Here is a 25,907-nt window from a genome sequence, read left to right as displayed (position 1 = left end):
TCACTGCGCGTTGCGGGCTTCCAGCTCGTCTTCCTTCTGGCGATCGAAGAAGGCCATGATCCGGCTCATGATCGGGAAGGTACCTTCGCGGCCCAGCGCGGAAACCAGGAACCACGGCTCCTTCCAGCCCAGCTCGGCGACGATCTGCTCCGCCGCGGCCTGCGCCTCGTCTTCGAACATCAGGTCAGCCTTGTTCAGCACCAGCCAGCGCGGCTTGTTCAGCAGCTCCGGATCGTGCTTCTCCAGCTCGCGTTCAATCGCACGCACCTGCTCCACCGGCGAAATGCCCTCCACGCCGCCTTCCATCGGCGAGATGTCCACCAGGTGCAGCAGCAGGCGGGTGCGCTGCAGGTGGCGCAGGAACTGCGCACCCAGGCCGGCGCCGTCCGCAGCGCCTTCGATCAGGCCCGGAATGTCGGCGATCACGAAGCTGCGGTGGTTCTCCACCTTCACCACGCCCAGGTTCGGGTACAGCGTGGTGAACGGGTAATCGGCCACCTTCGGCGTTGCCGCCGAAACGGCACGGATCAGGGTGCTCTTGCCGGCGTTGGGGAAGCCCAGCAGGCCGACATCGGCCAGCAGCTTCAGCTCCAGCTTCAGCGTGCGCTCTTCGCCCGGCTCGCCCGGCAGCGCCTGGCGCGGCGAGCGGTTGGTCGAGCTCTTGAAGTGCATGTTGCCCAGGCCACCGCGACCGCCCTTGGCCACCAGCAGGCGGTCGCCGTGCTGGGTCAGGTCGCCGATGACTTCATCGGTGGCAACGTTGATGACCACGGTGCCGACCGGCACGGTGATGGTCAGGTCTTCGCCGCCCTTGCCATAGGCCTGGCGGCCCATGCCGTTCTCGCCGCGCTGCGCCTTGAAGATACGCTCATGGCGGAAGTCGACCAGGGTGTTCAGGTTTTCGTCGGCGCGGATGTACACGCTGCCGCCCGCACCGCCGTCGCCGCCGTCCGGGCCGCCGAGCGGAATGAACTTCTCGCGACGGAAGCCAATGCAGCCGTTGCCGCCGTTGCCGGCGAACACTTCGATTTCTGCTTCGTCTACCAGTTTCATTGTTTCGATGCCTGCGATGGGCGCGACCTGCTGGCCGCCACCTTGAATGTCATGCCGGCCGCGGGCCGGCAACCCGGCCCAGCCGGTCTTGCTTCAACTCTAACGAAAAGCCCCGCCGAAGCGGGGCTCTCCATGCAGCGTGCTCTTCATCCAGCACGGCCATGCCGCGGCACGGGTGCCGGCGATGCCTGGATCAGGCGTCGGCCGAGACGATGCTGACGGTGCGACGCTTCTTGGCGCCCTTGACCGAGAACTCCACCTTGCCGTCCACGAGGGCGAACAGGGTGTGGTCACGGCCCAGGCCAACGCCGGTGCCCGGGTGGAACTGGGTGCCGCGCTGACGCACGATGATGTTGCCGGCTTCGATGGCCTGGCCGCCGAAGATCTTGACGCCCAGGTACTTCGGGTTGGAGTCGCGACCGTTGCGCGAGGAGCCTACGCCCTTTTTATGTGCCATGACTGCTTCTCCTGATGCTTAGCCGGCGATGCCGGTGATCTCGATTTCGGTGTAGTACTGACGGTGACCCTGACGCTTCATGTGGTGCTTGCGGCGACGGAACTTGATGATCCGGACCTTGTCAGCACGACCCTGGGACAGGACCTTGGCGGTGACGGCAGCGCCCTTCAGCGCATCGCCCAGCTTCACGCCGTCGCTGTCACCCAGCATCAGGATGTTGTCAAACTTGATCTCGCTGCCGACTTCGACTTCGAGCTTTTCAATGCGGAGCTTTTCGCCCTGCGCCACGCGGTATTGCTTACCGCCGGTGACCAGTACTGCGTACATGACCAGGCCTTCCTCTGTAGTTATTGTGGTCTGAGCTGCCGCCATCGAGGGCGGACAGGAGCGGAATTGTACGCAGATCAGCGGGCGCGGGTCAAGTCAACCCCCGAACGCCGCGGGGGGACGGCTCCGGAACGGGGTCAGATCCCTTTTCACCCCGTGAAAAGGGATCTGACCCCTGCCTGACGGCCTGTCTCACCAGATGAGACATCGGGCTGGCATTGTCGCCCATTGCCCCCATCTGGTCACCTCGGTAGGCTGACCGATTGCCGTTCCCTGCTGGCCCGGCACCCAGCCAACGCCCCCACAACCGGATCCCCCATGGCGATGGATTTCATCCGCATCCGCGGCGCGCGGACGCACAACCTGAAGAACCTCGACCTCGACCTGCCCCGCGACAAGCTGATCGTGATCACCGGCCTGTCCGGCTCGGGCAAGTCCTCGCTGGCGTTCGACACCATCTATGCAGAAGGCCAGCGCCGCTATGTCGAGTCGCTGTCGGCCTATGCGCGCCAGTTCCTGAGCGTGATGGAAAAGCCGGACCTGGACCACATCGAGGGCCTGTCCCCGGCGATCTCGATCGAGCAGAAGTCGACCTCGCACAACCCGCGTTCGACGGTCGGCACGATCACCGAGATCTACGACTACCTGCGCCTGCTGTACGCCCGCGTCGGCACCCCGCGCTGCCCGGACCACGGCTATCCGCTGGAGGCGCAGACGGTCAGCCAGATGGTCGACCAGGTGCTGACCCTGGACCCGGAACAGCGCTACATGCTGCTGGCCCCGGTCATCCGCGACCGCAAGGGCGAGCATGCCCAGGTGTTCGACCAGCTGCGCGCGCAGGGTTTCGTGCGCGTGCGCGTGGACGGCGAGCTGCATGAAATCGATGCGGTGCCGCCGCTGGCGCTGCGCCAGAAGCACACCATCGAGGCGGTGATCGACCGCTTCCGCCCGCGCGAGGACATCAAGCAGCGCCTGGCCGAGAGCTTCGAGACCGCACTGAAGCTGGGCGACGGCATGGCCTCGGTGCAGAGCCTGGACAGTGCCGACGCTTCGCCGACGCTGTTCTCCTCCAAGTACTCCTGCCCGGTCTGCGATTACTCGCTGCCGGAGCTGGAACCGCGCCTGTTCTCGTTCAACGCACCGATGGGCGCCTGCCCCGGCTGCGACGGCCTGGGCATGGCCGAATTCTTCGATCCTTCGCGCGTGGTGGTGCATCCCGAGCTGTCGCTGGCCGCCGGCGCGGTGCGCGGCTGGGACCGCCGCAACGCCTATTACTTCCAGCTGATCGCCTCGCTGGCCAAGCACTACCGGTTCGACGTCGACGCGGCATGGAACTCGCTGCCGCAGAACGTGCAGCAGGCCGTGCTGTACGGCAGCGGCGATGAGGCGATCACCTTCACCTACTTCACCGAAGCCGGTGGCCGCACCCAGCGCAAGCACCGCTTCGAGGGCATCATTCCCAACCTCGAGCGCCGCTACAAGGAAACCGAATCGCCGGCGGTGCGCGAAGAGCTGTCCAAGTACATCAGCGAACAGCCGTGCCCGGAATGCCATGGCGCGCGCCTGAACAAGGCGGCACGCAACGTGTTCGTGGCCGACCGCCCGCTGCCGGAGCTGGTGGTGCTGCCGATCGACGAGGCGCTGAAGTTCTTCAGCGAACTGAGCCTGCCGGGCTGGCGTGGCGAGATCGCCGCGAAGATCGTCAAGGAAATCGGTGAGCGCCTCGGCTTCCTGGTCGATGTGGGCCTGGATTACCTGACCCTGGAACGCAAGGCCGACACCCTGTCCGGTGGCGAGGCACAGCGCATCCGCCTGGCCAGCCAGATCGGCGCCGGCCTGGTCGGCGTGATGTACGTGCTCGACGAGCCGTCGATCGGCCTGCACCAGCGTGACAACGAGCGCCTGCTCGGCACCCTCACCCGCCTGCGCGACCTCGGCAACACGGTGATCGTGGTCGAGCATGACGAGGATGCGATCCGCCTGGCCGACTACGTGCTGGACATCGGCCCGGGCGCGGGCGTGCATGGCGGCGAGATCGTCGGCCAGGGCACCCTGCAGGACATCCTGGAGGCACCGCGCTCGCTGACCGGCCAGTACCTGTCGGGCAAGCGCGCGATCGAGATCCCCGCGCGCCGGCACAAGCCGAACCCGAAGATGACCCTGCACCTGCGCGGGGCCAGCGGCAACAACCTCAAGGGTGTGGACCTGGCGATTCCGTCGGGCCTGCTGACCTGCGTGACCGGTGTGTCCGGCTCCGGCAAGTCCACCCTGATCAACGACACCCTGTTCTCGCTGGCCGCCAACGAGATCAACGGTTCCTCGCACCCGATCGCCCCGTACAAGGAGATCGATGGCCTGGACCTGTTCGACAAGGTGGTGGACATCGACCAGTCACCGATCGGCCGCACCCCGCGTTCGAACCCGGCCACCTACACCGGCCTGTTCACCCCCCTGCGCGAACTGTTCGCACAGGTGCCCGAAGCGCGTGCGCGTGGCTATTCGCCGGGCCGTTTCAGCTTCAACGTGCGCGGTGGCCGCTGCGAAGCCTGCCAGGGCGACGGCCTGATCAAGGTGGAGATGCACTTCCTGCCGGACGTGTACGTGCCCTGCGACGTCTGCCATGGCAAGCGCTACAACCGCGAGACGCTGGAGATCCTCTACAAGGGCTTCAACATCAACGACGTGCTGGAAATGACCGTCGAGGATGCACTGAAGCTGTTCGAACCGGTGCCGTCGATCGCACGCAAGCTGGAAACCCTGGTCGACGTCGGCCTGAGCTACATCAAACTGGGCCAGAGCGCGACCACGCTGTCCGGTGGTGAAGCACAGCGCGTGAAGCTGTCCAAGGAACTGTCGCGCCGCGATACCGGCCGCACCCTGTACATCCTCGACGAACCGACCACCGGCCTGCACTTCCACGACATCGAAGCGCTGCTGGGCGTGCTGCACAAGCTGCGCGACGAAGGCAACACGGTGGTGGTGATCGAGCACAACCTGGACGTGATCAAGACCGCCGACTGGATCATCGACCTGGGCCCGGAAGGCGGCCACCGCGGTGGCACCATCCTGGTCACCGGCACGCCGGAAGACGTGGCGGCCTGTCCGCAGTCGTATACCGGCCAGTTCCTGGCGCGCATGCTGCCGTCCACCAGCGCGCGCCCGGAACAGCCGGCTGCCGTGGCCAACAAGCCCGACGCCCGCCCGCCACGCAAGGTGAAGCCTGAGAAGCCGGCCAAGGTTGCCAAGAAGGCCGCGGCCGCCAAGAGCACCGGCAAGGCCAGCAAGAGCACATCGAAGAAGAAGGACGCCTGATGAGCAGCGAACACAAGATCCTGGCCCGCATCCCGATCAGCGTGCGCTGGCGTGACATGGACAGCATGGGCCACGTCAACAACGCCAAGTACATTTCCTACCTGGAAGAAGCGCGCGTGCGCTGGATGCTGGGCGTGGACGGCGTATCGATGACCGACCGCATCGCACCGGTGGTGGCCGCGACCAACGTCAATTACCGGCTGCCGATCGTGTGGCCCAACGACATACTGGTCGACCTGTTCGTCGAGCGCCTGGGCAACAGCAGCGTGACCATCGGCCACCGCATCGTCGACCAGCAGGACGCGTCGAAGCTGTATTCCGACGGCAACGTGGTGGTGGTGTGGATGGATACGCAGACCGGCAAGAGCGCGCCGCTGCCGGAGGCGATCCGCAGCGCCTCCACTTGACGCGCCCTGGTAGGTGCCGACCTTGGTCGGCACGCTTTGGCTGCAATGAGGTTGCCGGCCAGCGGCCGGCACTACCGATCCCATTCAATGGACTGACATGATCCCCCAGACTGAACTGCGCGACCTGCTGCCCGGCATGGTCCCCTTCCCCACCGACGTCTTTCCCGCCGACCAGGCCTGGCTCGGCCAGCACCTGCTGCCGCTGCTGAAGATTGACCTGGGCGTGCTGCGGCCGGAACTGGCCGGCCAGGTGGCGACGATGCTGTGCCCGATCGAGCCGTACGACGGCTGCATCGGCGAGACCACCGAAGAACACCACAACGATTTCACCGGCACCAACTGGATCGCCTTCGAACTGACCGCCGGCAACGAGATGCGCTTCCTCGGCAATGAGGGCTATTTCATCGGCGAGGCGGTGCAGGACAAGGATGCGCAGGAGCACATCGCGCAGATGCGCGACAGCTACGCCAAGGCCCGCGATTACCATGCCGCGCACGGCCGTCTCGCCTGCTACTCGCGCTACGGCAAGGGTGAGGCCAGCGAACGCGACTACCTGGATACGCTGGGCGGACCGATAGGCTTCGGCAACTGGACCGAGACCGCGGAGATTCCCGCGGCCTTCGAACTGGGCTTCACCGACGCTGCCGATGACCCAAACGCTGCGGACGATGCCGAAACGGTGATCATCACCCGCAACGGCAACAAGTTCTTCGCCGTGGCCGGCGTAGCCGGCTACAACTGGTGCGCCACCGGCGCCGATGCGATCGTGATGCTGTACGAGCCGGAAAGCCGCACCGTGCTGTTCTCGTACGACTGGTCGTAAGGCCCTTTGATCGTGCCGGCCAGCGGCCGGTACTACACGATCCTCTGCGCCACCGGCGCCGACGCGGTCGAGATGCTGTACGAGCCGGAATGCCGCACCGTGCTGTTCTCGTACGACTGGTCGTAAGGCCCTGTGGTAGTGCCGGCCGCTGGCCGGCATTGCCCGTGCTGCCGGCCAGCGGCCGGCACGACCATCCCGCTACGGCGCAGCCTTGCGTACGGCCAGCGTCGCACTTGCTTCGCCGCCGCCTTCCAGCTGCAGCCGTAGCGGCACCGCCTGCCCCTCCTTCAGCGCGCCCTTGCCCTGCATCAGCATCAGGTGCAGGCCACCGGGCTTGAGCTCGGCACGTGCACCCGGCGCCAGCGGCAGGCGCTCGATCGCGCGCATCCGGCTGACCCCATCCGTGATCGTGGTTTCGTGCAGCGACACATCATTGAAGCTGCTGCTGGTCGCGCCGGTGATCACCACCGCCTTGCCGCAGCCGTTGTGGATGACGCCGTAGCCAGCGGTCATCGGCATTGCCGGATTCGGTGGCAACCGCGCCCAGCCCTGATCCACCGTGACGCAGCCCGATTCCGCCGCCGAGGCCGATGCTGCGGCCGCACACAGAAGCCACAGTACGCCAACGAATGGTTTGGTTATCATCGCCCAGGTTCCTTCTTCGCAACGAGACCGCAGCATGACGACGCTCATCGAGGTGATCAACCATGGCCCCATCCGCGAACTGCGCCTGGCGCGGCCGCCGGTCAACGCACTGGACACCGACCTGTGCCGGCAGTTGATCCATGCCATCGAGCTGGCCATGGCCGAAGACGCGCACGGCATCGTGCTGTCGGGCAGCGAGCGCATCTTCACCGGCGGCATGGACGTGCCGCACCTGCTCTCGCATGGCGATGACAAGCACAAGCTGCTGGACACCTGGAACGCCTTCTTTGGCGCCGTACGCACGCTGGCCGAGAGCCGCATCCCGGTGGTCGCGGCGATCACCGGCCACGCCCCGGCGGGCGGCTGCGTGCTGGCCCTGTGCTGCGACTACCGGGTGATGGCCCGCAGCGCCGATCCGTCGCGGCCATATGCCATCGGCCTGAACGAGGTGCAGGTGGGCCTGATCGCGCCGGAGGGCATCCAGCGCCTGCTGCGCCGTGCGGTGGGCGTGCACCGCGCCGGCGTGCTGCTGACCACCGGTTCGCTGGTACCGGCCGAACAGGCGGTGCAGATCGGCCTGGTGGATGAGCTGGCAGAGGGGGACCTGGTGGTGGCACGCGCGATTGCCTGGCTGCAGGACCTGCTCAGGCAGCCGCGCCAGCCGATGCTGCTGACCCGCGCCATCGCCCGCGCCGACCTGCACGTGGCGCTGCAGCCGGACCTGATCCAGCTCGACCGTTTCGTCGAGGCCTGGTTCGCCCCGGACGCACAGAACGCCCTGCAGGCGCTGGTCGCACGGCTGGGCAAATAGCGGTTGCCCCGCCCGGGGTCAGATCCCTTTCGCCCGGCGAAAGGGATCTGACCCCTGACCGGTATAATCAGGCCCTCTTTCACTGCTGTGGCCGCCCCCTTGAACGACACGCCCGAACCCGTCGTCTCCGAGCTGATCGACCTGCTCACGCTGGAGCGGCTGGAGGACAACCTGTTCCGCGGGCAGAGCCGCGACATCGGCACCAAGTACGTGTTCGGCGGGCAGGTGCTGGGCCAGGCGCTGGCCGCGGCACAGGCCACGGTCGACAACGGCCGCCACGTGCACTCGCTGCACGCCTATTTCCTGCGCGCCGGCAACATCGACCACCCGATCGTCTACGACGTGGACCGTACCCGCGACGGCGGCAGCTTCTCGGTGCGCCGGGTCACCGCGATCCAGCACGGCAAGGTGATCTTCTTCTGCGCGGCATCGTTCCAGCAGGCCGAGACCGGCGCCGAGCACCAGCACAAGATGCCCGAAGTGCCGCAGCCGGAAGACATCGAACCGAACCGGCCGCTGCCGGCCGAAGTGCTGGAGCGGCTGCCGATCAAGGTGCAGCGCTGGCTGTCGCGCGGCGGCCCGTTCGAATTCCGCCACGTCTACCCGCGCGACGAACTGAACCCGCCCAAGCGCCCGCCCTACCACCAGGTGTGGCTGCGCCTGAGCGAGCCGGTCGGCGATGCTCCGGAACTGCACCAGGCCCTGCTGGCCTATGCCTCGGACTTCCACCTGCTGGGCACGGCGACGTTCCCGCACGGCATCAGCTACTACCACCCGCACGTGCAGATGGCCTCGCTCGACCACGCGATCTGGTTCCACCGCCCGTTCCGCGCCGACGACTGGCTGCTGTACTCGCTGGACAGCCCCAGCGCGCAGGATTCGCGCGGCCTGGCCCGCGGCCAGTTCTTCACCCGCAATGGTGTGCTGGTGGCCAGCACCGCGCAGGAGGGCCTGATCCGCGTGGTTCCCGACCAGGCTGCCGCGGCCGCCGTGCCGGCCAAGGAGTAAACCCATGCGCCAGATCTTCAGCAGCCAGCGCGTGGAAACCGTCGAAGGCGTGGCCGAGCTCCTGCGCGGGCATGGCATCGACGTCAAGGTGACCAACGGGCGCTCGTACAAGACCCGTCGCCGCGGCCAGTTCAGCTATACCGACCTCGGCAACGCCAACGCCTACCCGGCGGTATGGATCGTGCGCGCCGACGACCAGCCGCGTGCACGCGAGATCCTGCGTGAGGCGCGCCTGCTCGACACCACCCGCCGCGACCATCCGACCGCCGAGTTCGCCTTCCGCGACACGCCGGAACAGGGCAGCGGCGGCCGCAGCTGGGCCTGGCGCATCCGCATCGCCCTGCTGGTGGTGATCGCCGGCGTGGCGCTGGTGATCGGCCTGCGCCATCGCGGTGCCCCGGCCCCGGCAGCACCGGCCCCTGCCCCGCAGGCCCAGCCGCAGCAGGCGCAACCGGCCCCGCAGGCCGCACCGGAAGAGGAAGAAGTCCGGGTCCGCATCCAGCCATCGAAATAACCCACGGGTCGTACCCGCCGCTGGCCGGCAACTGCAAAAAGGGGACGGAGGGGATTAAGTCGTTTGTGGCACAAACGACTTAATCCCCTCCGTCCCTTTTTTGTCAGCACAGAAAGTCGGTCACATTGGGCGCGCGGCTCCGTCATGGGACACAATCCCAGCAGGAGAGCCGCCGCCATGACGACGTTCGCCGCATCGATCGACCAGACCCTGGAACGCGAACTGCCCGCCGCCGCCAGCGGTTGCCAGCACGCCTACGGCCGTATCGTGCTGGCCTGCCAGAACACGGTCACCGCCATCGCCCTGGCCATCACCCGCGACCGCCAGGCCAGCGAGGACATCGCCCAGGAGGCCTTCGTGAAGGGCTGGCAGCAGCTGCACCAGCTGCGCAGCGCGACCAGCTTCCTGCCCTGGCTGCGGCAGATCACCCGCAACCTGGCCCGCGACTGGCTGCGCGCCCAGCGTGGGCGGCCGCTGACCGGCGAGGCGGCCGAGGTAGCGATGGGCATGGCCGCCGACCCGTCGCCGGGCGCGGCTGACCGCCTGCAGCGGGTGGAGGAAGAGATCGCCGCCGAGGACATCATCTCCACCCTGCCCGCCGACAGCCGCGAAGTGCTGTTGCTGTACTACCGCGAGGGACAGCGCTCGCAACAGGTCGCCGACCTGCTCGGGCTCAGCGATGCAGCCGTGCGCAAGCGCCTGTCGCGTGCACGTGCCCTGGTGCGCGAAGGCCTGCTGCAGCGCTTCGGTGAATTCGCCCGCAGCAGCGCGCCGAGCGCTGCATTCGCCACCGCCGTGGTGTCGATGGTGCTGGTGGCCGCGCCCGGCACCGCCAGTGCAGCGGTGCTGCTCGGCACCGGCGTCGGCATCGGCGGCAGCAAGCTCGGCCTCGGCGGCGCCAGCGTTGCCGGTGGAACCGCGATGGGCTCGTTGACCGCCACCCTGGGCCAGCTGCATGTGTTGCCGGCCGAAAGCTGGGGGGCGGTCATTGGTGGCGTTGCCGGTGGCGCGATCGGCAGCTATCTCGGCGGGCGCTTCCTGATGTCGTACACCGAAACTGCGGCAGAGCGGACCGATGTGCGCCGCTTCCTCTACCTCAACATCACCACCGGCATGTTCTGGTGCCTGGCGATCCTGCTGGCTGTGGTGCTGCAGGCACCGGTCTGGACGCAGCTGACGGTGCTGGCGGTCGGGTTGGGCGTGGTCAACTACCAGTGCCTGGTGACGCTGCAGCGGGTGATGGCGCCGATGATCGCGCGCGATTCGGCGCGGCGCGGGCGAACCGGCATCAACTGGAAGTTCGAATCGATGTACGGCCGCACCGCCATCATCGCCATGAACCTGATGGTCATTGCGCTTGTGGCGTACTCGCTGATGCGCAGCGGCCGCTTGTAACGGACAACGCCGGCAGTGCCGCCGGCGTTGTCGTCATCACTGCATTGACCCTCAGCGCTGCGGCTTCGGTGCGCCGCCGTCGCGCGGACCGCCATGGCGCGGGCCACCATGCATCTGGCCCTTGGCCGCATCAAACTCGGCCTTGCTCAGCTGGCCGTCCTTGTTGGTGTCGGCGGCGGCGAACCAGGCATCACGATGCTGCTTCATGCGCAGCTCGCGGTCGGCCTTGTCCAGGTAGCCGTCCCTGTTCAGATCAAGCTGGTCGAAGCGCGCGGCCAGGCGCGGATCGGCCTTGGCTTCCTCGCGGCTGATGCGGCCATCCTTGTTGACGTCCAGCGCGGCCCAGCGCTCACCGCCGTGGCCACGACGGCCATGCTGCCAGCGCGGCAGCTCGTCGCGCGAGAGCTTGCCGTCCTTGTTCTTGTCCAGCTCGTCGAACTTCGCGGCCAGGCGCGGGTTGGCGGCCGCCTCGCTGCGGTCGATCACGCCGTCACCGTTGGTGTCCAGCTTGGCCGGGCGCGGTGCCGGCGTGGCCGGGGTGTCGGCCGCCAGCGCGATACCGGATGCGGAGGTGCCGAGCAGCAGGGCCAGCAGCAGGGGGGTACGGATCATGAGGTCACTCCTGGGGATGGGAACAGCGTCGGGGTGATCACTTCACCCTCGGGGGACAACAACGCCCGGGCGCGACGTCGGTTGACGCTACTGCCGATTCCATTCATCCGGCGGACAGTCGCCGCCACTGCGACAACCTGGGGCTATGCTGTGCCCATGGCGATACATGGCGACAGAGACGACGAACTGCGACTTTTCCAGACCGGCGAGCACCCCTGCGGGTACTGGTCGGACCGGGTGGCACGCGACCTGGTACTGGACCCGAACGACCGCCGCCTCGGCGCGCTCTATCCACTGGCACTGAGCTGGGGCTTCCGCCGCAGCGGCGACCTGGTCTACCGGCCGCATTGCGCGCACTGCCAGGCCTGCGTGGCGGTGCGCATCCCGGTGGCCCGCTTCGCCCCGGACCGCAGCCAGCGCCGCTGTGCCACCCGCAATGACGACCTGGAGGTGCGGATCACCGCCGCCACCGCCCGCGATGACCTGTTCGCGCTGTACCACCGCTACCTCACCCACCGCCATGCCAACGGCGGCATGGACGACCACGGCCCGCACGAGTTCGAGCAGTTCCTGATCGGCAGCTGGTCGCACACCCGCTTCATGGAGATGCGCCTGCCCGGCCACGACGGCCAGCCCAGCCAGCTGCTGGGGGTAGCGGTGACCGACGTCACCGAGCACGGCCTGTCGGCGGTCTACACCTTCTTCGACCCGGACCACGCCGCGCGCGGGCTGGGCACCTTCGCGATCCTGCAGCAGATCGAGTGGGCGCGCCGCGAGGGCCTGCCGCACGTGTATCTGGGCTACTGGATCCGCGGCCACCAGAAGATGGACTACAAGCGCCGCTTCCATCCGCTGGAAGCCTACGATGGCCGCCGCTGGCACGATTTCGACAAGGATCTGGACGGGCGCTGACAAACCGCTGACACCGGGCCGGGTGCACAATACGGCCCATGAACATGACCCGCCGCCATCCCCTGATCCTCGCCCTGGCCCTGCTCTGCGGCGCCACCGCCCCTGCCTTCGCCACGTCCCCTGCGATGACCGAAAAGCCGTCCGCTGCGCTGCGCCTGGCCACCTACAACACCTCGCTGTACTCCGATGACGCCGGTGGCCTGATCAAGGAGCTGGAAGGCGACAGCGAACACGCGCGCAAGATCGCCGCAGTGCTGCAGCAGGTGCGCCCGGACCTGGTGCTGCTGAACGAATTCGACTTCGACGACGCCCATCGCGCCGCCGACCTGTTCCAGAAGCGCTACCTGGAGGTCGCCCAGCCCGGTGGCGGCAAACCGCTGCACTTCGCCTACCGCTATCTGGCACCGGTCAACACCGGCGTGCCCAGCGGCCTGGACCTGGACAACAACGGCGTGGTCGGTGGCGAAGGCCGCAGCCGCGGCAACGATGCCTGGGGCTACGGCCTGCACCCGGGCCAGTACGGCATGCTGGTGCTGTCGCGCTACCCGATCGACGAAGCCAGGGTGCGCAGCTTCCAGCTACTGAAGTGGAGCGCGATGCCCGGCGCGATCCGCCCGGTCGACCCACGTACCGGCCAGAGCTTCTACAACGACCATGTGTGGTCGCAGCTGCGCCTGTCGTCGAAGTCGCATTGGGACGTGCCGGTGAAGACCCCGGCCGGCGTGGTGCACGCGCTGGTGTCGCACCCGACCCCGCCGGTGTTCGACGGCCCGGAAAAGCGCAACGCGGCGCGCAACCATGACGAGCTGCGCCTGTGGCAGGAATACCTGTCCAAGGGTGACAAGCCATGGCTGTGCGACGACAAGGGCCACTGCGGCGGCCTGGCGCAGGATGCGCGCTTCGTGATCCTCGGCGACCTCAACAACGACCCGGTCGATGGTGATGGCCGCCATGAGGCGATCGTCGAACTGATCGAGAACGCCCGCGTGCTGCGCTACCCCACCCCGCGCAGCGTCGGTGGCGAGCAGACCAGCCTGGCCTATGCGGTCAAGGGCATCGAGCGCAAGGGCGCACCGTTCCATGCCACCGGCGATTTCGGCCCGAAATCCGGCACGATGCGCCTGGACTACGTACTGCCCTCGACCGGTTTCGAGTACGTCGGCAGCGGTATCTTCTGGCCGGCCAATGAAAGCCCGGAAGCGAAGATCGCCGATGGCAGCGACCACCACCTGGTGTGGGTGGACGTGCGGTAGAGTCGACGGCCCTGAAAAGGGGACGGAGGGGATTAAGTCGTTTATGGCACAAACGACTTAATCCCCTCCGTCCCCTTTTTGCTTTACGGGCGCAGCTCGACGCCGATGGCGTCGGCGGCATCTCGCGCGATGGCGCGCGCTTCGTCGATGGTTTCCGCGCGCGCCAGGGTCACGCCCACGCGGCGATGGCCATGCACGCTCGGCTTGCCGAACAGGCGTACAGCAGTATCCGGCACCTGCAATGCAGCGGCGACGTTGTTGAAGTACGGCACGCCCTCGCCGTGTGCCAACAGCGCGCACGACGCCGACGGGCCGCTCTGGCGGATCACCGGGATCGGCAGGCCGAGGATGGCGCGCGCATGCAGCGCGAACTCGCTCAACTCCTGCGATACCAGCGTCACCAGGCCGGTGTCGTGCGGGCGCGGCGACACTTCGCTGAACCACACTTCGTCGCCCTTCACGAACAGCTCCACGCCGAACAGGCCCCAGCCGCCAAGGTCGTCGGTGATCGCACGTGAGATCTCCTCGGCACGTGCCAGTGCCGCGCTCGACATCGGCTGCGGCTGCCAGCTTTCGCGGTAGTCGCCATCCTTCTGCAGATGGCCGATCGGCGCACAGAACGAGGTGCCACCGGCATGGCGCACGGTCAGCAGGGTGATCTCGTAATCGAAATCGATGAAGCCTTCGACGATGCAGCGGCCGGCACCGGCGCGGCCACCGGTCTGCGCGTAGTCCCAGGCCGGGGCGATGTCCGCCTCGCTGCGCAGGGTGCTCTGGCCCTTGCCCGAGGACGACATCACCGGCTTGACCACGCACGGCAGGCCGATGGCGGCGACGGCAGCACGGTATTCGGCCTCGGTATCGACGAAGCGGTACGGCGAGGTCGGCAGGCCCAGGGTTTCGGCGGCCAGGCGACGGATGCCTTCGCGATCCATGGTCAGGCGTGCGGCGCGCGCGGTCGGGATCACCCGCAGGCCCTGCTCCTGTTCCAGCTGGACCAGGGTCTCGGTGTGGATGGCCTCGATTTCCGGCACCACCAGGTGCGGCTGCTCCTGGGCGATCAGCGCCCGCAGCGCCATCGCATCGAGCATGTCGATCACGTGCGAGCGGTGCGCGACCTGCATGGCCGGGGCGTCGGCATAGCGATCAGCGGCGATCACCTCCACGCCCAGCCGCTGCAGCTCGATGGCCACCTCCTTGCCGAGTTCGCCCGAGCCCAGCAGCAGCACGCGGGTGGCGGAGGGGGACAACGGCGTTCCAAGCTTGGCCATGGCGGTTCCAGCAGCGATGTGAAGGCGGGAGGGCATTCTAGCTGGCCGGGCACCCTGACCATGGCATCCGACGAACGGTAGTGGACAGGTGATATCACTTTGATATCTTAAATTTGAACACTCAAGGACGTACCGCCATGAAAGAGAAGTCGCTGTCTTCCCTCAACGGCCTCGGCACGCTGGTCGGCGCCCTGCTCGTCGGCCTCGCCGGCGCCGCCCTGTTCGTGGCGGGCGTGGCAGCCAAGGCCAGCACCGGCTCGCCCAGCCTGCTGCTGATGCTGCTGGGCGCCCTGCTGGTGGCGCTGGGCGTGTTCATCCTGGCCGGTCTGTACACCATCCAGCCCAACCAGGCGGCGGTCCTTAGCCTGTTCGGCAAGTACGTGGGCACGGTGAAGGACAACGGCCTGCGCTGGAACAACCCCTTCTTTGCCAAGCGCCGGGTCAGCCAGCGCGTGCGCAACTTCGAGAGCGGCAAGCTGAAGGTCAACGAGCTGGACGGCAGCCCGATCGAGATCGCCGCGGTGATCGTCTGGCAGGTGGTCGACGCCTCCGAGGCCGTCTACAACGTGGACGACTACGAGAGCTTCGTACACATCCAGTCCGAATCTGCGCTGCGTGCGATGGCCACCAGCTATCCCTACGACCAGCACGAAGACGGCCAGCTGGCCCTGCGCAGCCATGCCAGCGAGATCTCCCAGCACCTGAAGAACGAGCTGGCCGAACGCCTGGCCGACGCCGGCGTGCAGGTGATCGACGCACGCATCAGCCACTTGGCCTACGCCGCCGAAATCGCCCAGGCGATGCTGCAGCGTCAGCAGGCCAACGCGGTGATCGCCGCACGCACGCGCATCGTGGCCGGTGCGGTGGGCATGGTTGAAATGGCCCTGGCCGAACTGCAGAAGAACGGCGTGGTGCAGCTGGATGAAGAACGCAAGGCGCACATGGTCAGCAACCTGCTGACCGTGCTGTGCTCGGACCGCGGTACCCAGCCGATCGTCAACGCCGGTTCGCTGTACTGAACCACCCTCGCAACGGGGTGCCCCACCACCCCGCCAGGAGCTTGCATGAGTGAGAAGAAAGCCTACCCGCTGCGCATCAATGCCGACGTCCTGGCCGCCGCGCAACGCTGGGCTGACGACGAGCTGCGCAGCCTCAACGCACAGATCGAATACGTGCTGCGCGACGCCCTGCGCAAGGCAGGACGCCTGCCGAAACCCACGCCATCTTCGGGGGACAAGGAATGAGCAAGCGCTGGAGCTACCAGACGATCGAGGTCAAGACGTCCATGATGGGCCAGCTCAAGGCCGAGGACATCCAGAGCGAACTGAGCCGCCAGGGCCAACTGGGCTGGGAGCTGGTCAACATCATCATCCCCGCACCGATGCGCCCGGCGATGCTGGTATTCAAGAAGGAGGCCTGAGCCATGGGTGCCAGCGATCCAAAGCAGTACGAGGTGGCCGAGAGTTCGCCGTTGCGCGTGCTGTGGATCGTGCTGCCCCTGCTCGCCGCCTTCGTGGCCTGCCTGTATGCGCAGTTGTACAAGGCACCGGCCACGGCGCCCTGGATCGAAGTAACGCTGTCGCCGCCCTGGTTCCGGATGGGCGGCAGTGCCGCCTGGAGCCTGCTGGTGATCGCCGCGCTCGGCATCGGGTTGGGCGCGGCGTTCTTCCGCCGCCGGGTGGAACTGGCCGACGACGTGCTGGACGTGCGCTCGACGATGTACCGCCGCCGCGTTCCGGTGGCACAGCTGCGGCTGGACCAGGCCGAGGTGGTCGACCTGCAGCGTGACCGCCGCTATGGCATTCGTTTCAAGACCAATGGCTATGCGATGCCGGGCTTCTATTCCGGCCACTTCCGCCTGCAGGGCGGCGGCAAGGGGTTCGCGCTGGTCACCGACCGCACGCGCGTTCTCGCCCTGCCGGTCAGCGATGGCAGCACGCTGCTGCTCAGCCTGGAGCGGCCGCAGGTGCTGCTGGACGCACTGCGCAAGGTGGCCGCACCGGCGCCTCGGCGGTAAGCTGCGGCGATGCAACGACGCGCCCCCCTGCTGATCAATACCGAGGCCATCGAGCTGTGGCCCGCCCACCTCCTGCGCGCACGAAGCAACCTGGATGCCCGCCTGCTGTCGCAGGCACAGTGGGTGCTGCGGCGCAAGCGCGATGGCCGCTACCTGGCGGCGGTAACGACGCATGGCGTGCATTCGCTGGTGCCACGCCTGCCGCGCGAGCCCGGGGCCGAGGACGCACTGGCGCTGCTCGATGCAGCGGCGGCACGACCGTTCGGCGCTGCGCTGCAGGAACAGTGGCTGCCGCTGGCCGGGCTGCAGCAGCGCCTGCAGCAGCTCGGCTTGGACCCGCAGCGCTACGCCGACGACAGCGGCCTGCCGCTGGAGCCCGAACCGTGCCTGCTGCATTTTGCCGGCCGCGACCGCTTCGCCCGGCCGCTATGGCTGCGCCGTGGCGCCGCGCAGGGATGGCGGCGGATGCGCCTGCAGGCGGCACGGGAGGGCATCGCGCTCGACGCAATTTCCGGCTTCCGCAGCCATGCCTACCAGCTGGGCATCTTCGAGCGGAAGCTGGCACGTGGGTTGAGCGTGACGGAGATCCTGAAGGTCAATGCAGCGCCGGGGTTCAGCGAACACCACAGCGGCCATGCGCTGGACATCGGCACACCGGGCGATGCCCCGGCCGAGGAATCATTTGAAGCCACCGACGCGTTCGCCTGGCTGCAGGTGCATGCCGGCGGGCATGGCTTCCATCTGAGCTACCCACGCGACAACCCGCACGGCATCGTCTACGAACCCTGGCACTGGTGCTGGAGGCCGGCCAACGGCTGAGCCCCTCGTGGCGCCCGCACGCGGAATGGAACGAGAGAGCGAAGCCAAAAGCGGGCCGCTTCGCTCGAAGCCGAGCATGGCTCGGCTCTACAGCAGCTGCCGCGCAACGCCCCCATGTAGTGCCGAGCCATGCTCGGCTGTACCCGGATTGCCGTCACCGCCTCAACGCATTGATCGCCAGCACCACCCAGCCGGCCATCATGCTGGTGCCACCGATCGGCGCCATCCGCGTCGGCCACTGCCACAGCGCCCCGCCCACCAGGCTGCCTGAAAACAACAGCACACCCAGCAGCAGCACGTACAGCGCCAGGTGTGCGATCGCCCCGTGCGCGCGTGGCCCCAGTGCCACCAGTACCGCACCATGCGCGAACGCGTACAGCGCCGCCATGTTCAGGTGCTGCTGCGCCAGCGGATCGGCCACGCCATGCGAGGCGTAGGCGGACAGGCCGATCGAGGCAGCGGCCAGCAGCGCCCCCAGGCAGGCGAGCAGGGACGGCTTACGTGCACGACGTTCGAGATTGAACATGGGGGCTCCTTGCGCAGCGCCCCTTGCCGGGCGCCGGATCAAAAAAAACGCGCCGCAATGAGCGGCGCGTTTTCGTGTCCAACACTACATGGGTCAGCCGAGGCTTACTTGACGGCCCAGTAGATGTCGTAGGTCGCTTCCGGGGTGAACGACTTGTCGATGCCGTCCTTCCAGGTTTCGTACGGGCGGTCGATGACTTCGTTGCCCGAAGTCACGGCCCAGGCACGCAGGCCGTTGCGGGCCACGTCCAGACCCGCCATGTGGCCGGTGTAGGCCGCATGCGCCGAACGGTGCGGAGCAACGTGCACGTACTTGACCGGAGCGCCGCCGTCGATCTTGACGGTCAGCTCGTCGGCAGCAGCACCTTCAGCACCCTTCTTCTTCACCGGCTGGGCGATGTCGAAGGCGTACTTCTCCTGGCCGAAGTCGGTGGTGATGATGCGGAACGGGCCAGCGGCTTCAAGGCCATTGGCCTCCATCACGCGCTTGATCCACTCCTGGTTGTCCTTGATGGACTTGGTGATGGTGTCCTGACCGCGGTCCACGTTGCCGGCGTTGACCACCAGCAGGTTCTCGGCCGGCACTTCAACGATGGCCAGGTCGGTCAGCGGGGCTTCCGGCGTGCGGTAGTCCACGTTCGGCACGGTTGCGAGCATGTTGGCGATGCGCGACAGGCCCAGCTTGATGTCGTCGCCGATCTGGCGGCTGACATACAGGCCGGCGTAACGGCCGAACAGGTCGAAGCCGTACTTCACCGAGTAGTCCTGGGTGATCTTGACGTTGCGACCGCCCTTGCCGGTCGGCTCCAGGTTGAAGGTGGTGACCTTGTCGTGACCCTTGGTGGCGTCTTCGATGGCGATCACAACACGCTTGTTCTCTTCGGCTTCGGTGATCTTCCAGGAACCGGTGCCCAGGTCCTTGGAGGTGAAGTCGAGGGTGGCACCGGTACCGGAGGCCGGGCCGGACAGCTTCAGTTCAACGGCGGGATCGCGCAGTACCAGCGGGTTCCAGTCCTTGAAGCGGCGCAGGCTGCTGACCGTGTCGTACACGATCGTCATCTTGCGGTTGGTCTCGATGCTTTCGGTGATGTGACGCTCGCCCGGCAGACATACGCCAATGATGACGAACAGGCCAGCCACGATCCCCAAGGCGATCAGGAACTCGATAATACGGGTCATTCAGAGAGTCTCCGGGGCCGATCCCACGGCCGGGTTGATTGAAGCGAAGCGCCAATCCTAGCAGGCTTCGCGGGCATTGTTTATCGGGATTGGCGCACCGGTTTCCCTGCCGGCTGCGTATTTGTATGGACAAAGAATTCGAAGGGTAACGCATACCGCTACCCGGCAAGTAGGGGGCAACCTTGGCAGGAACCCGTAACTACGACCCAAGTCTTTGTACTTGAACGATTTTCTTCAGACCAGCTGGAGTTCGAACGCCTTCAGTACGGCACGCGTACGGTCGCGCACGCCCAGCTTGGACAGGATGTTGGACACGTGGTTCTTGATGGTGCCTTCGGCCACGCCCAGCGAATTGGCGATCTCCTTGTTGGAGAAGCCGCTGGCCATCAGCCGCAGGATCTCGGTCTCGCGGTCGGTCAGCGGGTCCGGGCGGTCCAGGCTGACGAACTCGTTGCGCATGTGCTCCAGGCCGGACAGCAGGCGCTGGGTCACCGCCGGCTGCACCAGCGAACCGCCGTCGGCCACGGTACGGATGGCACCGACCAGCTGCGCCAGGGTGACATCCTTGAGCAGGTAGCCCTTGGCACCGGCCTTGAGCCCGGCCAGCACCAGCTGGTCATCGTCGAACGTGGTGAGGATGATGGTCGGCGGCAGCTGTTCCTGCCGCGACAGCACCTGCAGTGCCTCCAGACCGGACATCACCGGCATGCGCATGTCCATCAGCACCACGTCGGGGCGCACCTGCGGTATCAGCTCGACCGCCTGCCGGCCGTCGCCGGCCTCGGCCACCACCTCGATGCCGTCGTCGAGCGCCAGCAGGGAGCGGATTCCCTGCCGCACCAGGGTTTGGTCGTCGACCAGGCAGACGCGAATCATCAACGCACTCCTTCAGGAACCTTGGTAAGGGCCGCCACCAGCACCGTTGCCGGCACCGTCGCCCGCAGCCGGAAGCCTTCTCCGGGACGGGTTTCGATCTGCAGCTGGCCACCACATTGTTGCAGGCGCTCGCGCATGCCGCGCAAGCCATTGCCTACATTGACCATATCCGCGCCGACGCCGTCGTCGCGGGCCTCCACCACCACCCGGTCGGGGGCTTCACGGTACACCTTGATCCACAGGTGGCGGGCGCCGGCGTGGCGCACCGCGTTGGTAATGATTTCCTGGGTACAGCGCAGCAGCACGTGGGCCCGCTGCGGGTCTTCCACGTTCAACGGATCCTCGATCTCCAGCTGGATATCCAGCGAGGGCACGTTCTCGGTCAGCGGGCGCAGCGCCGCGGCCAGATCGATCGCGCCGGTCTCGCGCAGCTGGCTGACCACCTCGCGCACATTGCCCAGCAGCAGCTTGGCCAGCGCGTGCGAGCGCTTCACGTGGTCCAGCGCCTGGCCCTCGGCCAGGTGGCCGGCGACCTCCAGGTTCAGGGTCAGCGCGGTCAGCTGGTGGCCCAGCAGGTCGTGCAGCTCGCGCGAAATGCGGGTGCGCTCGTTGACCCGCGCGCTCTCGGCCAGCAGGGCGCGGGTGGCACGCAGCTCCGAATTGAGCCGGCGCTGCTCGTCGCGGGCCTCGGTCTGCTGCCGTGCAACCAGGCTGGTCACGAAGATGAACATGGAGAAGCCGCCATACAGCAGCGACTGCATCACCGCTTCGAACAGCGGGAAGCGCAGCAGCAGGTAATAGACCGGCGCCACCGCCAGCTGGCTGACCAGCAGCCACAGCACCCCCAGCCGTACCGACAGCATCCACGGAATGACCCCGGCGGCGACCATCATCAGGATGCTGCCCAGGCCCGAACCGCTGAGGAAACTGACCCCCAGCGCCGAGACCGTCAGCAACAGCAGCAGGCCGCGGTCCAGCCAGCTGGTGTGGCTGTCGCTGCGCAGGATGCGGGTCAACCAGTAGTAGGCCGTGCCGAAGGACAGGTAGGCGACGAACAACAGGATCGCCCAGCCGCCCATGTCACCGCGGCTGTGCAGGTTCTCGAACTGCGAGTACGCCAGGGGCAGGCCGACCATGACCCAGGTGAACAGGCCGGCCAGGCGGAGGACGCGGGTATGGCTGAGGACTCCCAACATGCCAGCACTCTACGGGCCGCGCCTGCGCACCGCACCCCACGGAAGTCATGCCCGCCCGGTCGCCTGTTCATGCCGCAGCCCACCCCGGGCATGCAATAATCGTGCGCAGGGTCCCTTGATGGACCAACCGCGTTACCCCACGGAGTCACAATGTCGATTGTCATCCGCGACGTGCGCGAGCACGAGCTCGATTCCGTCCTGGCTTTGAACAACAACGCTGGCCTGGCCATCCTTCCCCTGGATGCGGCCCGCCTGCGCCTGTTCTATGAAACCGCTGAGTATTTCCGCGTCGCCGAGCGCGACGGCAACCTGGCCGGCTTCCTGATCGGCTTCGGCAGCGACAGCCAGCACGACAGCAGCAATTTCGCCTGGTTCAAGCAGCAGCTGGACACCCCGTTCTTCTATATCGACCGCATCGTGGTCGCCAGCCGCCGTCGTGGCGGTGGCGTCGGGCGTGCGTTCTACGCCGACGCGCAGAGCTTCGCCGAGCTGCGCTACCCGCAGATGACCTGCGAGGTCTTCCTCGACCATGGCGCCGATGCCGCCCTGCTCTTCCACGGCAGCTTCGGCTTCCGCGAGCTGGGCCAGAACACCATGCCGCAGGTCGATGTGCGCGCCAGCATGCTGGCCAAGGAACTGTGCAGCTACCCGTGGGTCCAGGAGACCTACGGCGACAAGCTGCCGGATGTGGCATGGACACGCGCCCGGCAGCTGCCGGCGCAGGCACAGCGGCCGACGGGGACCTGAGCGTGGCGGTGAATTTCGATTACGAACAGGCCGGTGAACTGAAGATCGGCCAGGTGGGCATCGCCAACCTGCGCATCCGTACCCTTGATGTCGAACGTCTCGTGCAGGAAATGCGCGAGCGCGTGACCCGCGCCCCGAAGCTGTTCGGCCGCGCCGCGGTGATCCTCGACTTCGGCGGCCTGAGCCAGGTGCCGGACGTGGCCACCGCGCAGGCGCTGGTCGACGGCCTGCGCAGCGCCGGGGTGCTGCCGGTGGCGCTGGCCTACGGCACCAGCGCGGTCGACCTGCTCTCCCAGCAGCTCGGCCTGCCGCTGCTGGCCAAGTTCCGCGCGCAGTACGAGCGTGCCGAGGGCGAACCGGCCCCGCCGCCGCCCGCACAGGAACCGCGCCGGGCAGCCCGTGCCGAACCGAAGCCAGCTCCGGCGACGCCGGTGGCCAAGGTGGCCGACGCCGCTGCACCGCAGCCGGGCCGCATGCAGCTGGGCAACGTGCGTTCGGGCCAGCAGCTGTACGCGGAAAACTGCGACCTGACCGTGATGGCCACTGTCGGCGCCGGCGCCGAGGTCATCGCCGATGGCAGCATCCATATCTACGGCACCCTGCGCGGCCGCGCGCTGGCAGGGGCCCAGGGCAACACCGCGGCACGCATCTTCTGCCGTGATTTCCATGCGGAACTGGTGGCCATTGCCGGCCACTACAAGGTACTGGACGATGTTCCGGACAACCTGCGCGGCAAGGCCGTCCAGGTGTGGCTGGAACAGGACCAGATCAAGATCGCTGCGCTGGACTGACGCAGCACCAAACTCATGCAGAACCAGGAGAAGTCCTTTGGCTGAAATCATCGTAGTCACCTCCGGCAAGGGCGGCGTCGGCAAGACCACTTCCAGCGCGAGCCTGGCCTGCGGCCTGGCGCGGCGCGGCAAGAAGGTGGCGGTGATCGACTTCGACGTCGGCCTGCGCAACCTCGACCTGATCATGGGCTGCGAACGCCGCGTGGTGTACGACTTCGTCAACGTCGTGCACGGCGAAGCCACCCTCAAGCAGGCCCTGATCAAGGACAAGCGCTTCGACAACCTGTACGTGCTGGCGGCCTCGCAGACCCGCGACAAGGACGCACTGACCCAGGAAGGCGTGGGCAAGGTCCTGAAGGACCTGGCCGCCGACGGCTTCGACTACATCATCTGCGACTCCCCGGCCGGCATCGAGAAGGGCGCCTTCCTGGCGATGTACTTCGCCGACCGCGCGGTGGTGGTGGTGAACCCGGAAGTGTCGTCGGTGCGCGACTCCGACCGCATCATCGGCCTGCTCGATTCGAAGACCCACAAGGCCGAATCCGGCCAGGACGTGCCGGCCTTCCTGCTGCTGACGCGCTACACCCCGCTGCGCGTGGAAAGCGGCGAGATGCTGAGCATCGCCGACGTCGAGGAAGTCCTCGGCCTGAAGGCGATCGGCGTGATTCCGGAATCGGGCGACGTGCTCAACGCCTCCAACAAGGGCGAGCCGGTCATCCTGGATGTCGAATCCGCTGCCGGCCAGGCCTATGAAGACGCCGTCGCGCGCATCCTCGGCGAAGAACGCCCGATGCGCTTCACCAACGTCGAGAAGAAGGGCTTCTTCAGCAAGCTGTTCGGAGGGTAAGCATGGGCCTGTTTGATTTCCTCAAAGCGAAGAAGACCACCGCCGAAACCGCCAAGAACCGCCTGCAGATCATCATCGCGCAGGAACGCAGCCACCGTGGTGGCCCGGACTACCTGCCGCTGCTGCAGCGCGAGCTGCTGGAAGTGATCAAGAAGTACGTGAACATCGACGTCGATGCGGTGAAGGTCGACCTGGTGAAGGATGGCCAGCACGATGTGCTGGACATCTCCGTGGCGCTGCCGGAAGGCCCGGACAAACCCTGATCCCCTGCCCCGCCCGTGCCTGCATGGGCGGGGCTGCCTGACCCGCATGACCGATACGACAACCGCCGTGGACATCACCTGCGTGGGCGACATCGCCTTCGCCGATGCGCAGTGCCTGCTCGCCGCGCATGGCCTGCGGCTGCACCACGTGGCGGCCGGCGAGCCGATTCCCGGCAGCTACTGGGGCGAGCCCGAGGCGGGCATCATCGCCAGCAACGTCTACGTGCGCGATGACACGCCCGTGCACTCGATGCTGCATGAGGCCTGCCACCTGATCGTACTGCCGCCGGAGCGGCGGGCGCAGGTGCATACCGATGCCACCGACTCGGTGGCCGAGGAAGACGCGACCTGCTACCTGCAGATCGTGCTGGCCGGGCAGCTGCCCGGCGTCGGCAGCCAGCGGCTGATGGCCGACATGGATGCCTGGGGGTATACGTATCGGCTGGGATCTACGAAAGCGTGGTTCGAGCAGGACGCCGAAGACGCGAAGGCATGGTTGATCGAACGCGGGTTGCCGGTGGCGTGATTCACCGGGAACCGGGGTCAGATCCCTTTTGCGTCGCAAAAGGGATCTGACCCCATCACCCCGTCGCCGTATCAGCCCTGCCCGGCCAGTGCGCGCAGGGTGATGCCGACGATGTAGGCCAGGTAGGTGCCGGTGGCATAGCCCATCGTGCCCAGCAGCACGCCCACCGGCGCAAGGGCCGGATGGAACGCGGCCGCCACCACCGGCGCCGAGGCCGGGCCACCGATGTTCGACTGCGAACCGATGGCGAAATAGAAGAACGGCACCTTCAGCAGCTTGCCCAGGCACCACAGCAGCACGATGTGCACGGCAATCCAGATCAGGCCAAGCAGGAACAGCCACGGGCGATCCAGCAGCGCCAGCAGATCCATCTGCATGCCGATGCAGGCGATCAGGAAGTACAGCAGCAACGAACCCAGCCGCGATGCACCCGCCCCTTCCAGGTTGCGTGCGCGGGTGAAACTCAGGCTCAGGCCCAGCGTGGTCGACAGCACCACCACCCACACGAACGGCGCGTCCAGGCTGAACTGCGACGCCCAGCTGACGTTGGCCTTGAACCAGGCCGCCAGCGGCGCACCGATCGCATGCGACAGGCCGACGCCGCCGAAGGCCACCGCCACGATCAGCATCAGATCGGTCAGGCTGGGAATGCGTTCGTGCTCGGCCTGGAAGCGCGCGATGCGTTCCTTCAGTTCATCAATGGCCGAGGTATCAGCGCCACTGCGTGCATCGATCTTCGCTGCACGTCCTGCCAGGAAGATCAGCGCGGCCATCCACACGTAACCGACACCGACATCGACCACCGCGAACTGGCCAAAGGTGGTCGCGTTGACGTCGAACACTTCGCGCATCGCCAGCATGTTGGCACCACCACCGATCCAGCTGCCGGCCAGTGCCGCCATGCCGGCCCAGGTATCGCCGGCTACGGTGTCGGGATGGATCGCGCGCATCACCAGGAACGCCACCACCGCACCGAGCATGATGCTGGCCGAGGCGCCCAGGTACATCAGTACCAGCTTCGGGCCGAGCCGCAGGATGCCCTTGATATCCACTGCCAGGGTCAGCAGGATCAGCGCCGCCGGCAACAGGATGTCGCGCGCGATCGGGTTGTAGAGCTTGGTGTTCTGGCCGTCGATCAGGCCGACGGTGTTGTAGATGCCGGGAATCAGGTAGCACAGCAGCAGCGCTGGCACGAACGTATAGAAGCGCTTCCACAGCCCCTGCTCGCGCGAGGCGGTCCAGAACACGGCGCCAAGAGTGGCGGCGATCAAACCGAAGACGACGATGTCGTTCTGGATCAGGGCAGTCGAAGGCATGCAGG

General features: G+C 66.9%; 30 protein-coding genes and 1 pseudogene. 20 read left to right on the top strand and 11 right to left on the bottom strand.

Annotated elements, in window-relative coordinates:
- The 3 genes from cgtA to rplU form a co-directional block, all read right to left on the bottom strand.
- Nucleotides 1-1,053: an Obg family GTPase CgtA gene (cgtA, locus tag AC5P7F_RS08145; RefSeq protein WP_014646373.1), complete on the bottom strand. Its 1,053-nt coding sequence runs from the start codon at nucleotides 1,051-1,053 to the stop codon at nucleotides 1-3.
- Nucleotides 1,054-1,246: 193 nt separating this feature from the next.
- On the bottom strand, nucleotides 1,247-1,510 hold the full coding sequence (gene rpmA / locus AC5P7F_RS08140) for a 50S ribosomal protein L27 (protein WP_005408558.1): 264 nt from the start codon (nucleotides 1,508-1,510) through the stop codon (nucleotides 1,247-1,249).
- Nucleotides 1,511-1,528: 18 nt separating this feature from the next.
- Nucleotides 1,529-1,837 carry a 50S ribosomal protein L21 gene (gene rplU / locus AC5P7F_RS08135; protein ID WP_005408557.1) on the bottom strand — a complete coding sequence of 103 codons (309 nt, stop codon included), beginning with the start codon at nucleotides 1,835-1,837 and terminating at the stop codon, nucleotides 1,529-1,531.
- Between the two features lie 318 nt (nucleotides 1,838-2,155).
- Here rplU and uvrA point away from each other — a divergent pair, with 318 nt between their 5' ends.
- From uvrA to AC5P7F_RS08115, 4 genes and pseudogenes are all read left to right on the top strand, one after another.
- On the top strand, nucleotides 2,156-5,149 hold the full coding sequence (gene uvrA / locus AC5P7F_RS08130; RefSeq protein WP_014646372.1) for an excinuclease ABC subunit UvrA: 2,994 nt from the start codon (nucleotides 2,156-2,158) through the stop codon (nucleotides 5,147-5,149).
- Complete coding sequence (locus AC5P7F_RS08125) at nucleotides 5,149-5,556, top strand: thioesterase family protein (RefSeq protein WP_164077125.1); 408 nt, start codon at nucleotides 5,149-5,151, stop codon at nucleotides 5,554-5,556. The genes uvrA and AC5P7F_RS08125 overlap by 1 nt, the downstream gene beginning before the upstream one ends.
- A gap of 97 nt (nucleotides 5,557-5,653) precedes the next feature.
- Complete coding sequence (locus AC5P7F_RS08120; protein ID WP_164077126.1) at nucleotides 5,654-6,379, top strand: enolase; 726 nt, start codon at nucleotides 5,654-5,656, stop codon at nucleotides 6,377-6,379.
- A 45-nt stretch (nucleotides 6,380-6,424) separates the two neighbouring features.
- A pseudogene (locus tag AC5P7F_RS08115) lies at nucleotides 6,425-6,505 on the top strand (enolase); the annotation flags it as partial.
- Nucleotides 6,506-6,577: 72 nt separating this feature from the next.
- Here the strand turns inward: AC5P7F_RS08115 and AC5P7F_RS08110 are convergent.
- Nucleotides 6,578-7,024, bottom strand: coding sequence for a copper chaperone PCu(A)C (locus tag AC5P7F_RS08110; RefSeq protein WP_041863160.1), 447 nt, complete (start codon nucleotides 7,022-7,024; stop codon nucleotides 6,578-6,580).
- A gap of 34 nt (nucleotides 7,025-7,058) precedes the next feature.
- On the opposite strand from AC5P7F_RS08110, the gene AC5P7F_RS08105 reads away from it, so the two are divergent.
- The 4 genes from AC5P7F_RS08105 (at nucleotide 7,059) to AC5P7F_RS08090 (ending at nucleotide 10,752) form a co-directional block, all read left to right on the top strand.
- Nucleotides 7,059-7,835: an enoyl-CoA hydratase/isomerase family protein gene (locus tag AC5P7F_RS08105; RefSeq protein ID WP_014646368.1), complete on the top strand. Its 777-nt coding sequence runs from the start codon at nucleotides 7,059-7,061 to the stop codon at nucleotides 7,833-7,835.
- Between the two features lie 87 nt (nucleotides 7,836-7,922).
- Complete coding sequence (tesB, locus tag AC5P7F_RS08100) at nucleotides 7,923-8,843, top strand: acyl-CoA thioesterase II (protein WP_005408551.1); 921 nt, start codon at nucleotides 7,923-7,925, stop codon at nucleotides 8,841-8,843.
- A gap of 4 nt (nucleotides 8,844-8,847) precedes the next feature.
- Entirely contained in the window at nucleotides 8,848-9,357 is a 510-nt protein-coding gene (locus tag AC5P7F_RS08095; protein WP_053494920.1) for a pathogenicity-like protein, read from the top strand.
- Between the two features lie 177 nt (nucleotides 9,358-9,534).
- Nucleotides 9,535-10,752, top strand: a complete 1,218-nt coding sequence (locus tag AC5P7F_RS08090) for a sigma-70 family RNA polymerase sigma factor (protein ID WP_164077060.1) — start codon at nucleotides 9,535-9,537, stop codon at nucleotides 10,750-10,752.
- Between the two features lie 51 nt (nucleotides 10,753-10,803).
- Here AC5P7F_RS08090 and AC5P7F_RS08085 read toward each other — a convergent pair whose 3' ends face one another.
- Nucleotides 10,804-11,364, bottom strand: coding sequence for an EF-hand domain-containing protein (locus AC5P7F_RS08085; RefSeq protein WP_164077059.1), 561 nt, complete (start codon nucleotides 11,362-11,364; stop codon nucleotides 10,804-10,806).
- A 156-nt stretch (nucleotides 11,365-11,520) separates the two neighbouring features.
- On the opposite strand from AC5P7F_RS08085, the gene AC5P7F_RS08080 reads away from it, so the two are divergent.
- Nucleotides 11,521-12,276: an arginyltransferase gene (locus tag AC5P7F_RS08080; RefSeq protein ID WP_032961379.1), complete on the top strand. Its 756-nt coding sequence runs from the start codon at nucleotides 11,521-11,523 to the stop codon at nucleotides 12,274-12,276.
- A 38-nt stretch (nucleotides 12,277-12,314) separates the two neighbouring features.
- The gene (locus tag AC5P7F_RS08075) at nucleotides 12,315-13,529 is read left to right on the top strand and encodes an endonuclease/exonuclease/phosphatase family protein (RefSeq protein WP_164077058.1); all 1,215 of its coding nucleotides are present in this window, start codon (nucleotides 12,315-12,317) and stop codon (nucleotides 13,527-13,529) included.
- A gap of 83 nt (nucleotides 13,530-13,612) precedes the next feature.
- Here the strand turns inward: AC5P7F_RS08075 and purT are convergent, their stop codons facing one another.
- Nucleotides 13,613-14,800 (bottom strand): formate-dependent phosphoribosylglycinamide formyltransferase, encoded by a 1,188-nt coding sequence (gene purT / locus AC5P7F_RS08070; protein WP_014646362.1) that lies wholly within the window; start codon nucleotides 14,798-14,800, stop codon nucleotides 13,613-13,615.
- 137 nt (nucleotides 14,801-14,937) lie between these two features.
- Here purT and AC5P7F_RS08065 point away from each other — a divergent pair, with 137 nt between their 5' ends.
- Genes AC5P7F_RS08065 through AC5P7F_RS08045 form a run of 5 tightly spaced genes read left to right on the top strand, consistent with a single transcriptional unit; the run spans nucleotide 14,938 to nucleotide 17,636 of the window.
- Nucleotides 14,938-15,819 (top strand): SPFH domain-containing protein, encoded by an 882-nt coding sequence (locus tag AC5P7F_RS08065; protein ID WP_164077057.1) that lies wholly within the window; start codon nucleotides 14,938-14,940, stop codon nucleotides 15,817-15,819.
- Nucleotides 15,820-15,864: 45 nt separating this feature from the next.
- Nucleotides 15,865-16,044 (top strand): type II toxin-antitoxin system antitoxin, encoded by a 180-nt coding sequence (locus tag AC5P7F_RS08060; RefSeq protein ID WP_014646360.1) that lies wholly within the window; start codon nucleotides 15,865-15,867, stop codon nucleotides 16,042-16,044.
- Nucleotides 16,041-16,220 (top strand): DUF4177 domain-containing protein, encoded by a 180-nt coding sequence (locus AC5P7F_RS08055; RefSeq protein ID WP_014646359.1) that lies wholly within the window; start codon nucleotides 16,041-16,043, stop codon nucleotides 16,218-16,220. Before AC5P7F_RS08060 ends, AC5P7F_RS08055 begins: the two co-directional genes overlap by 4 nt.
- A gap of 3 nt (nucleotides 16,221-16,223) precedes the next feature.
- Nucleotides 16,224-16,817, top strand: coding sequence for a PH domain-containing protein (locus tag AC5P7F_RS08050; protein ID WP_014646358.1), 594 nt, complete (start codon nucleotides 16,224-16,226; stop codon nucleotides 16,815-16,817).
- 9 nt (nucleotides 16,818-16,826) lie between these two features.
- Nucleotides 16,827-17,636, top strand: coding sequence for a D-alanyl-D-alanine carboxypeptidase family protein (locus AC5P7F_RS08045; protein ID WP_164077056.1), 810 nt, complete (start codon nucleotides 16,827-16,829; stop codon nucleotides 17,634-17,636).
- A gap of 154 nt (nucleotides 17,637-17,790) precedes the next feature.
- Here the strand turns inward: AC5P7F_RS08045 and AC5P7F_RS08040 are convergent, their stop codons facing one another.
- The 4 genes from AC5P7F_RS08040 to AC5P7F_RS08025 all read right to left on the bottom strand — a co-directional run bounded on the left by AC5P7F_RS08040 (nucleotide 17,791) and on the right by AC5P7F_RS08025 (nucleotide 21,412).
- Nucleotides 17,791-18,162, bottom strand: coding sequence for a DUF423 domain-containing protein (locus tag AC5P7F_RS08040; RefSeq protein WP_014646356.1), 372 nt, complete (start codon nucleotides 18,160-18,162; stop codon nucleotides 17,791-17,793).
- A gap of 104 nt (nucleotides 18,163-18,266) precedes the next feature.
- On the bottom strand, nucleotides 18,267-19,340 hold the full coding sequence (locus AC5P7F_RS08035) for a polyketide cyclase (RefSeq protein ID WP_014646355.1): 1,074 nt from the start codon (nucleotides 19,338-19,340) through the stop codon (nucleotides 18,267-18,269).
- A gap of 234 nt (nucleotides 19,341-19,574) precedes the next feature.
- Nucleotides 19,575-20,216 (bottom strand): response regulator, encoded by a 642-nt coding sequence (locus AC5P7F_RS08030; RefSeq protein WP_006424175.1) that lies wholly within the window; start codon nucleotides 20,214-20,216, stop codon nucleotides 19,575-19,577.
- Entirely contained in the window at nucleotides 20,216-21,412 is a 1,197-nt protein-coding gene (locus AC5P7F_RS08025) for a sensor histidine kinase (protein ID WP_032961359.1), read from the bottom strand. The genes AC5P7F_RS08030 and AC5P7F_RS08025 overlap by 1 nt, the downstream gene beginning before the upstream one ends.
- Nucleotides 21,413-21,562: 150 nt before the next feature.
- Here AC5P7F_RS08025 and AC5P7F_RS08020 point away from each other — a divergent pair, with 150 nt between their 5' ends.
- Genes AC5P7F_RS08020 through AC5P7F_RS08000 form a run of 5 tightly spaced genes read left to right on the top strand, consistent with a single transcriptional unit; the run spans nucleotide 21,563 to nucleotide 24,586 of the window.
- Complete coding sequence (locus AC5P7F_RS08020) at nucleotides 21,563-22,159, top strand: GNAT family N-acetyltransferase (protein ID WP_014036357.1); 597 nt, start codon at nucleotides 21,563-21,565, stop codon at nucleotides 22,157-22,159.
- Nucleotides 22,105-22,950 carry a septum site-determining protein MinC gene (gene minC, locus AC5P7F_RS08015; protein WP_164077055.1) on the top strand — a complete coding sequence of 282 codons (846 nt, stop codon included), beginning with the start codon at nucleotides 22,105-22,107 and terminating at the stop codon, nucleotides 22,948-22,950. Before AC5P7F_RS08020 ends, minC begins: the two co-directional genes overlap by 55 nt.
- Before the next feature lie 37 nt (nucleotides 22,951-22,987).
- A complete protein-coding gene (gene minD, locus AC5P7F_RS08010) occupies nucleotides 22,988-23,797 on the top strand; it encodes a septum site-determining protein MinD (RefSeq protein WP_005415682.1) in 810 nt (269 codons plus the stop codon).
- Between the two features lie 2 nt (nucleotides 23,798-23,799).
- A complete protein-coding gene (minE, locus tag AC5P7F_RS08005; RefSeq protein ID WP_005408532.1) occupies nucleotides 23,800-24,060 on the top strand; it encodes a cell division topological specificity factor MinE in 261 nt (86 codons plus the stop codon).
- Nucleotides 24,061-24,106: 46 nt separating this feature from the next.
- On the top strand, nucleotides 24,107-24,586 hold the full coding sequence (locus AC5P7F_RS08000) for a hypothetical protein (RefSeq protein ID WP_014646351.1): 480 nt from the start codon (nucleotides 24,107-24,109) through the stop codon (nucleotides 24,584-24,586).
- Nucleotides 24,587-24,657: 71 nt separating this feature from the next.
- Here the strand turns inward: AC5P7F_RS08000 and AC5P7F_RS07995 are convergent, their stop codons facing one another.
- Nucleotides 24,658-25,902: a DUF819 family protein gene (locus tag AC5P7F_RS07995; protein ID WP_032961385.1), complete on the bottom strand. Its 1,245-nt coding sequence runs from the start codon at nucleotides 25,900-25,902 to the stop codon at nucleotides 24,658-24,660.
- Nucleotides 25,903-25,907 lie beyond the last annotated feature (5 nt).

It is taken from the genome of Stenotrophomonas sp. YJH_SMC_105-26, from assembly GCF_059368915.1.
This window is presented reverse-complemented; position numbering and strand designations above follow the sequence as displayed.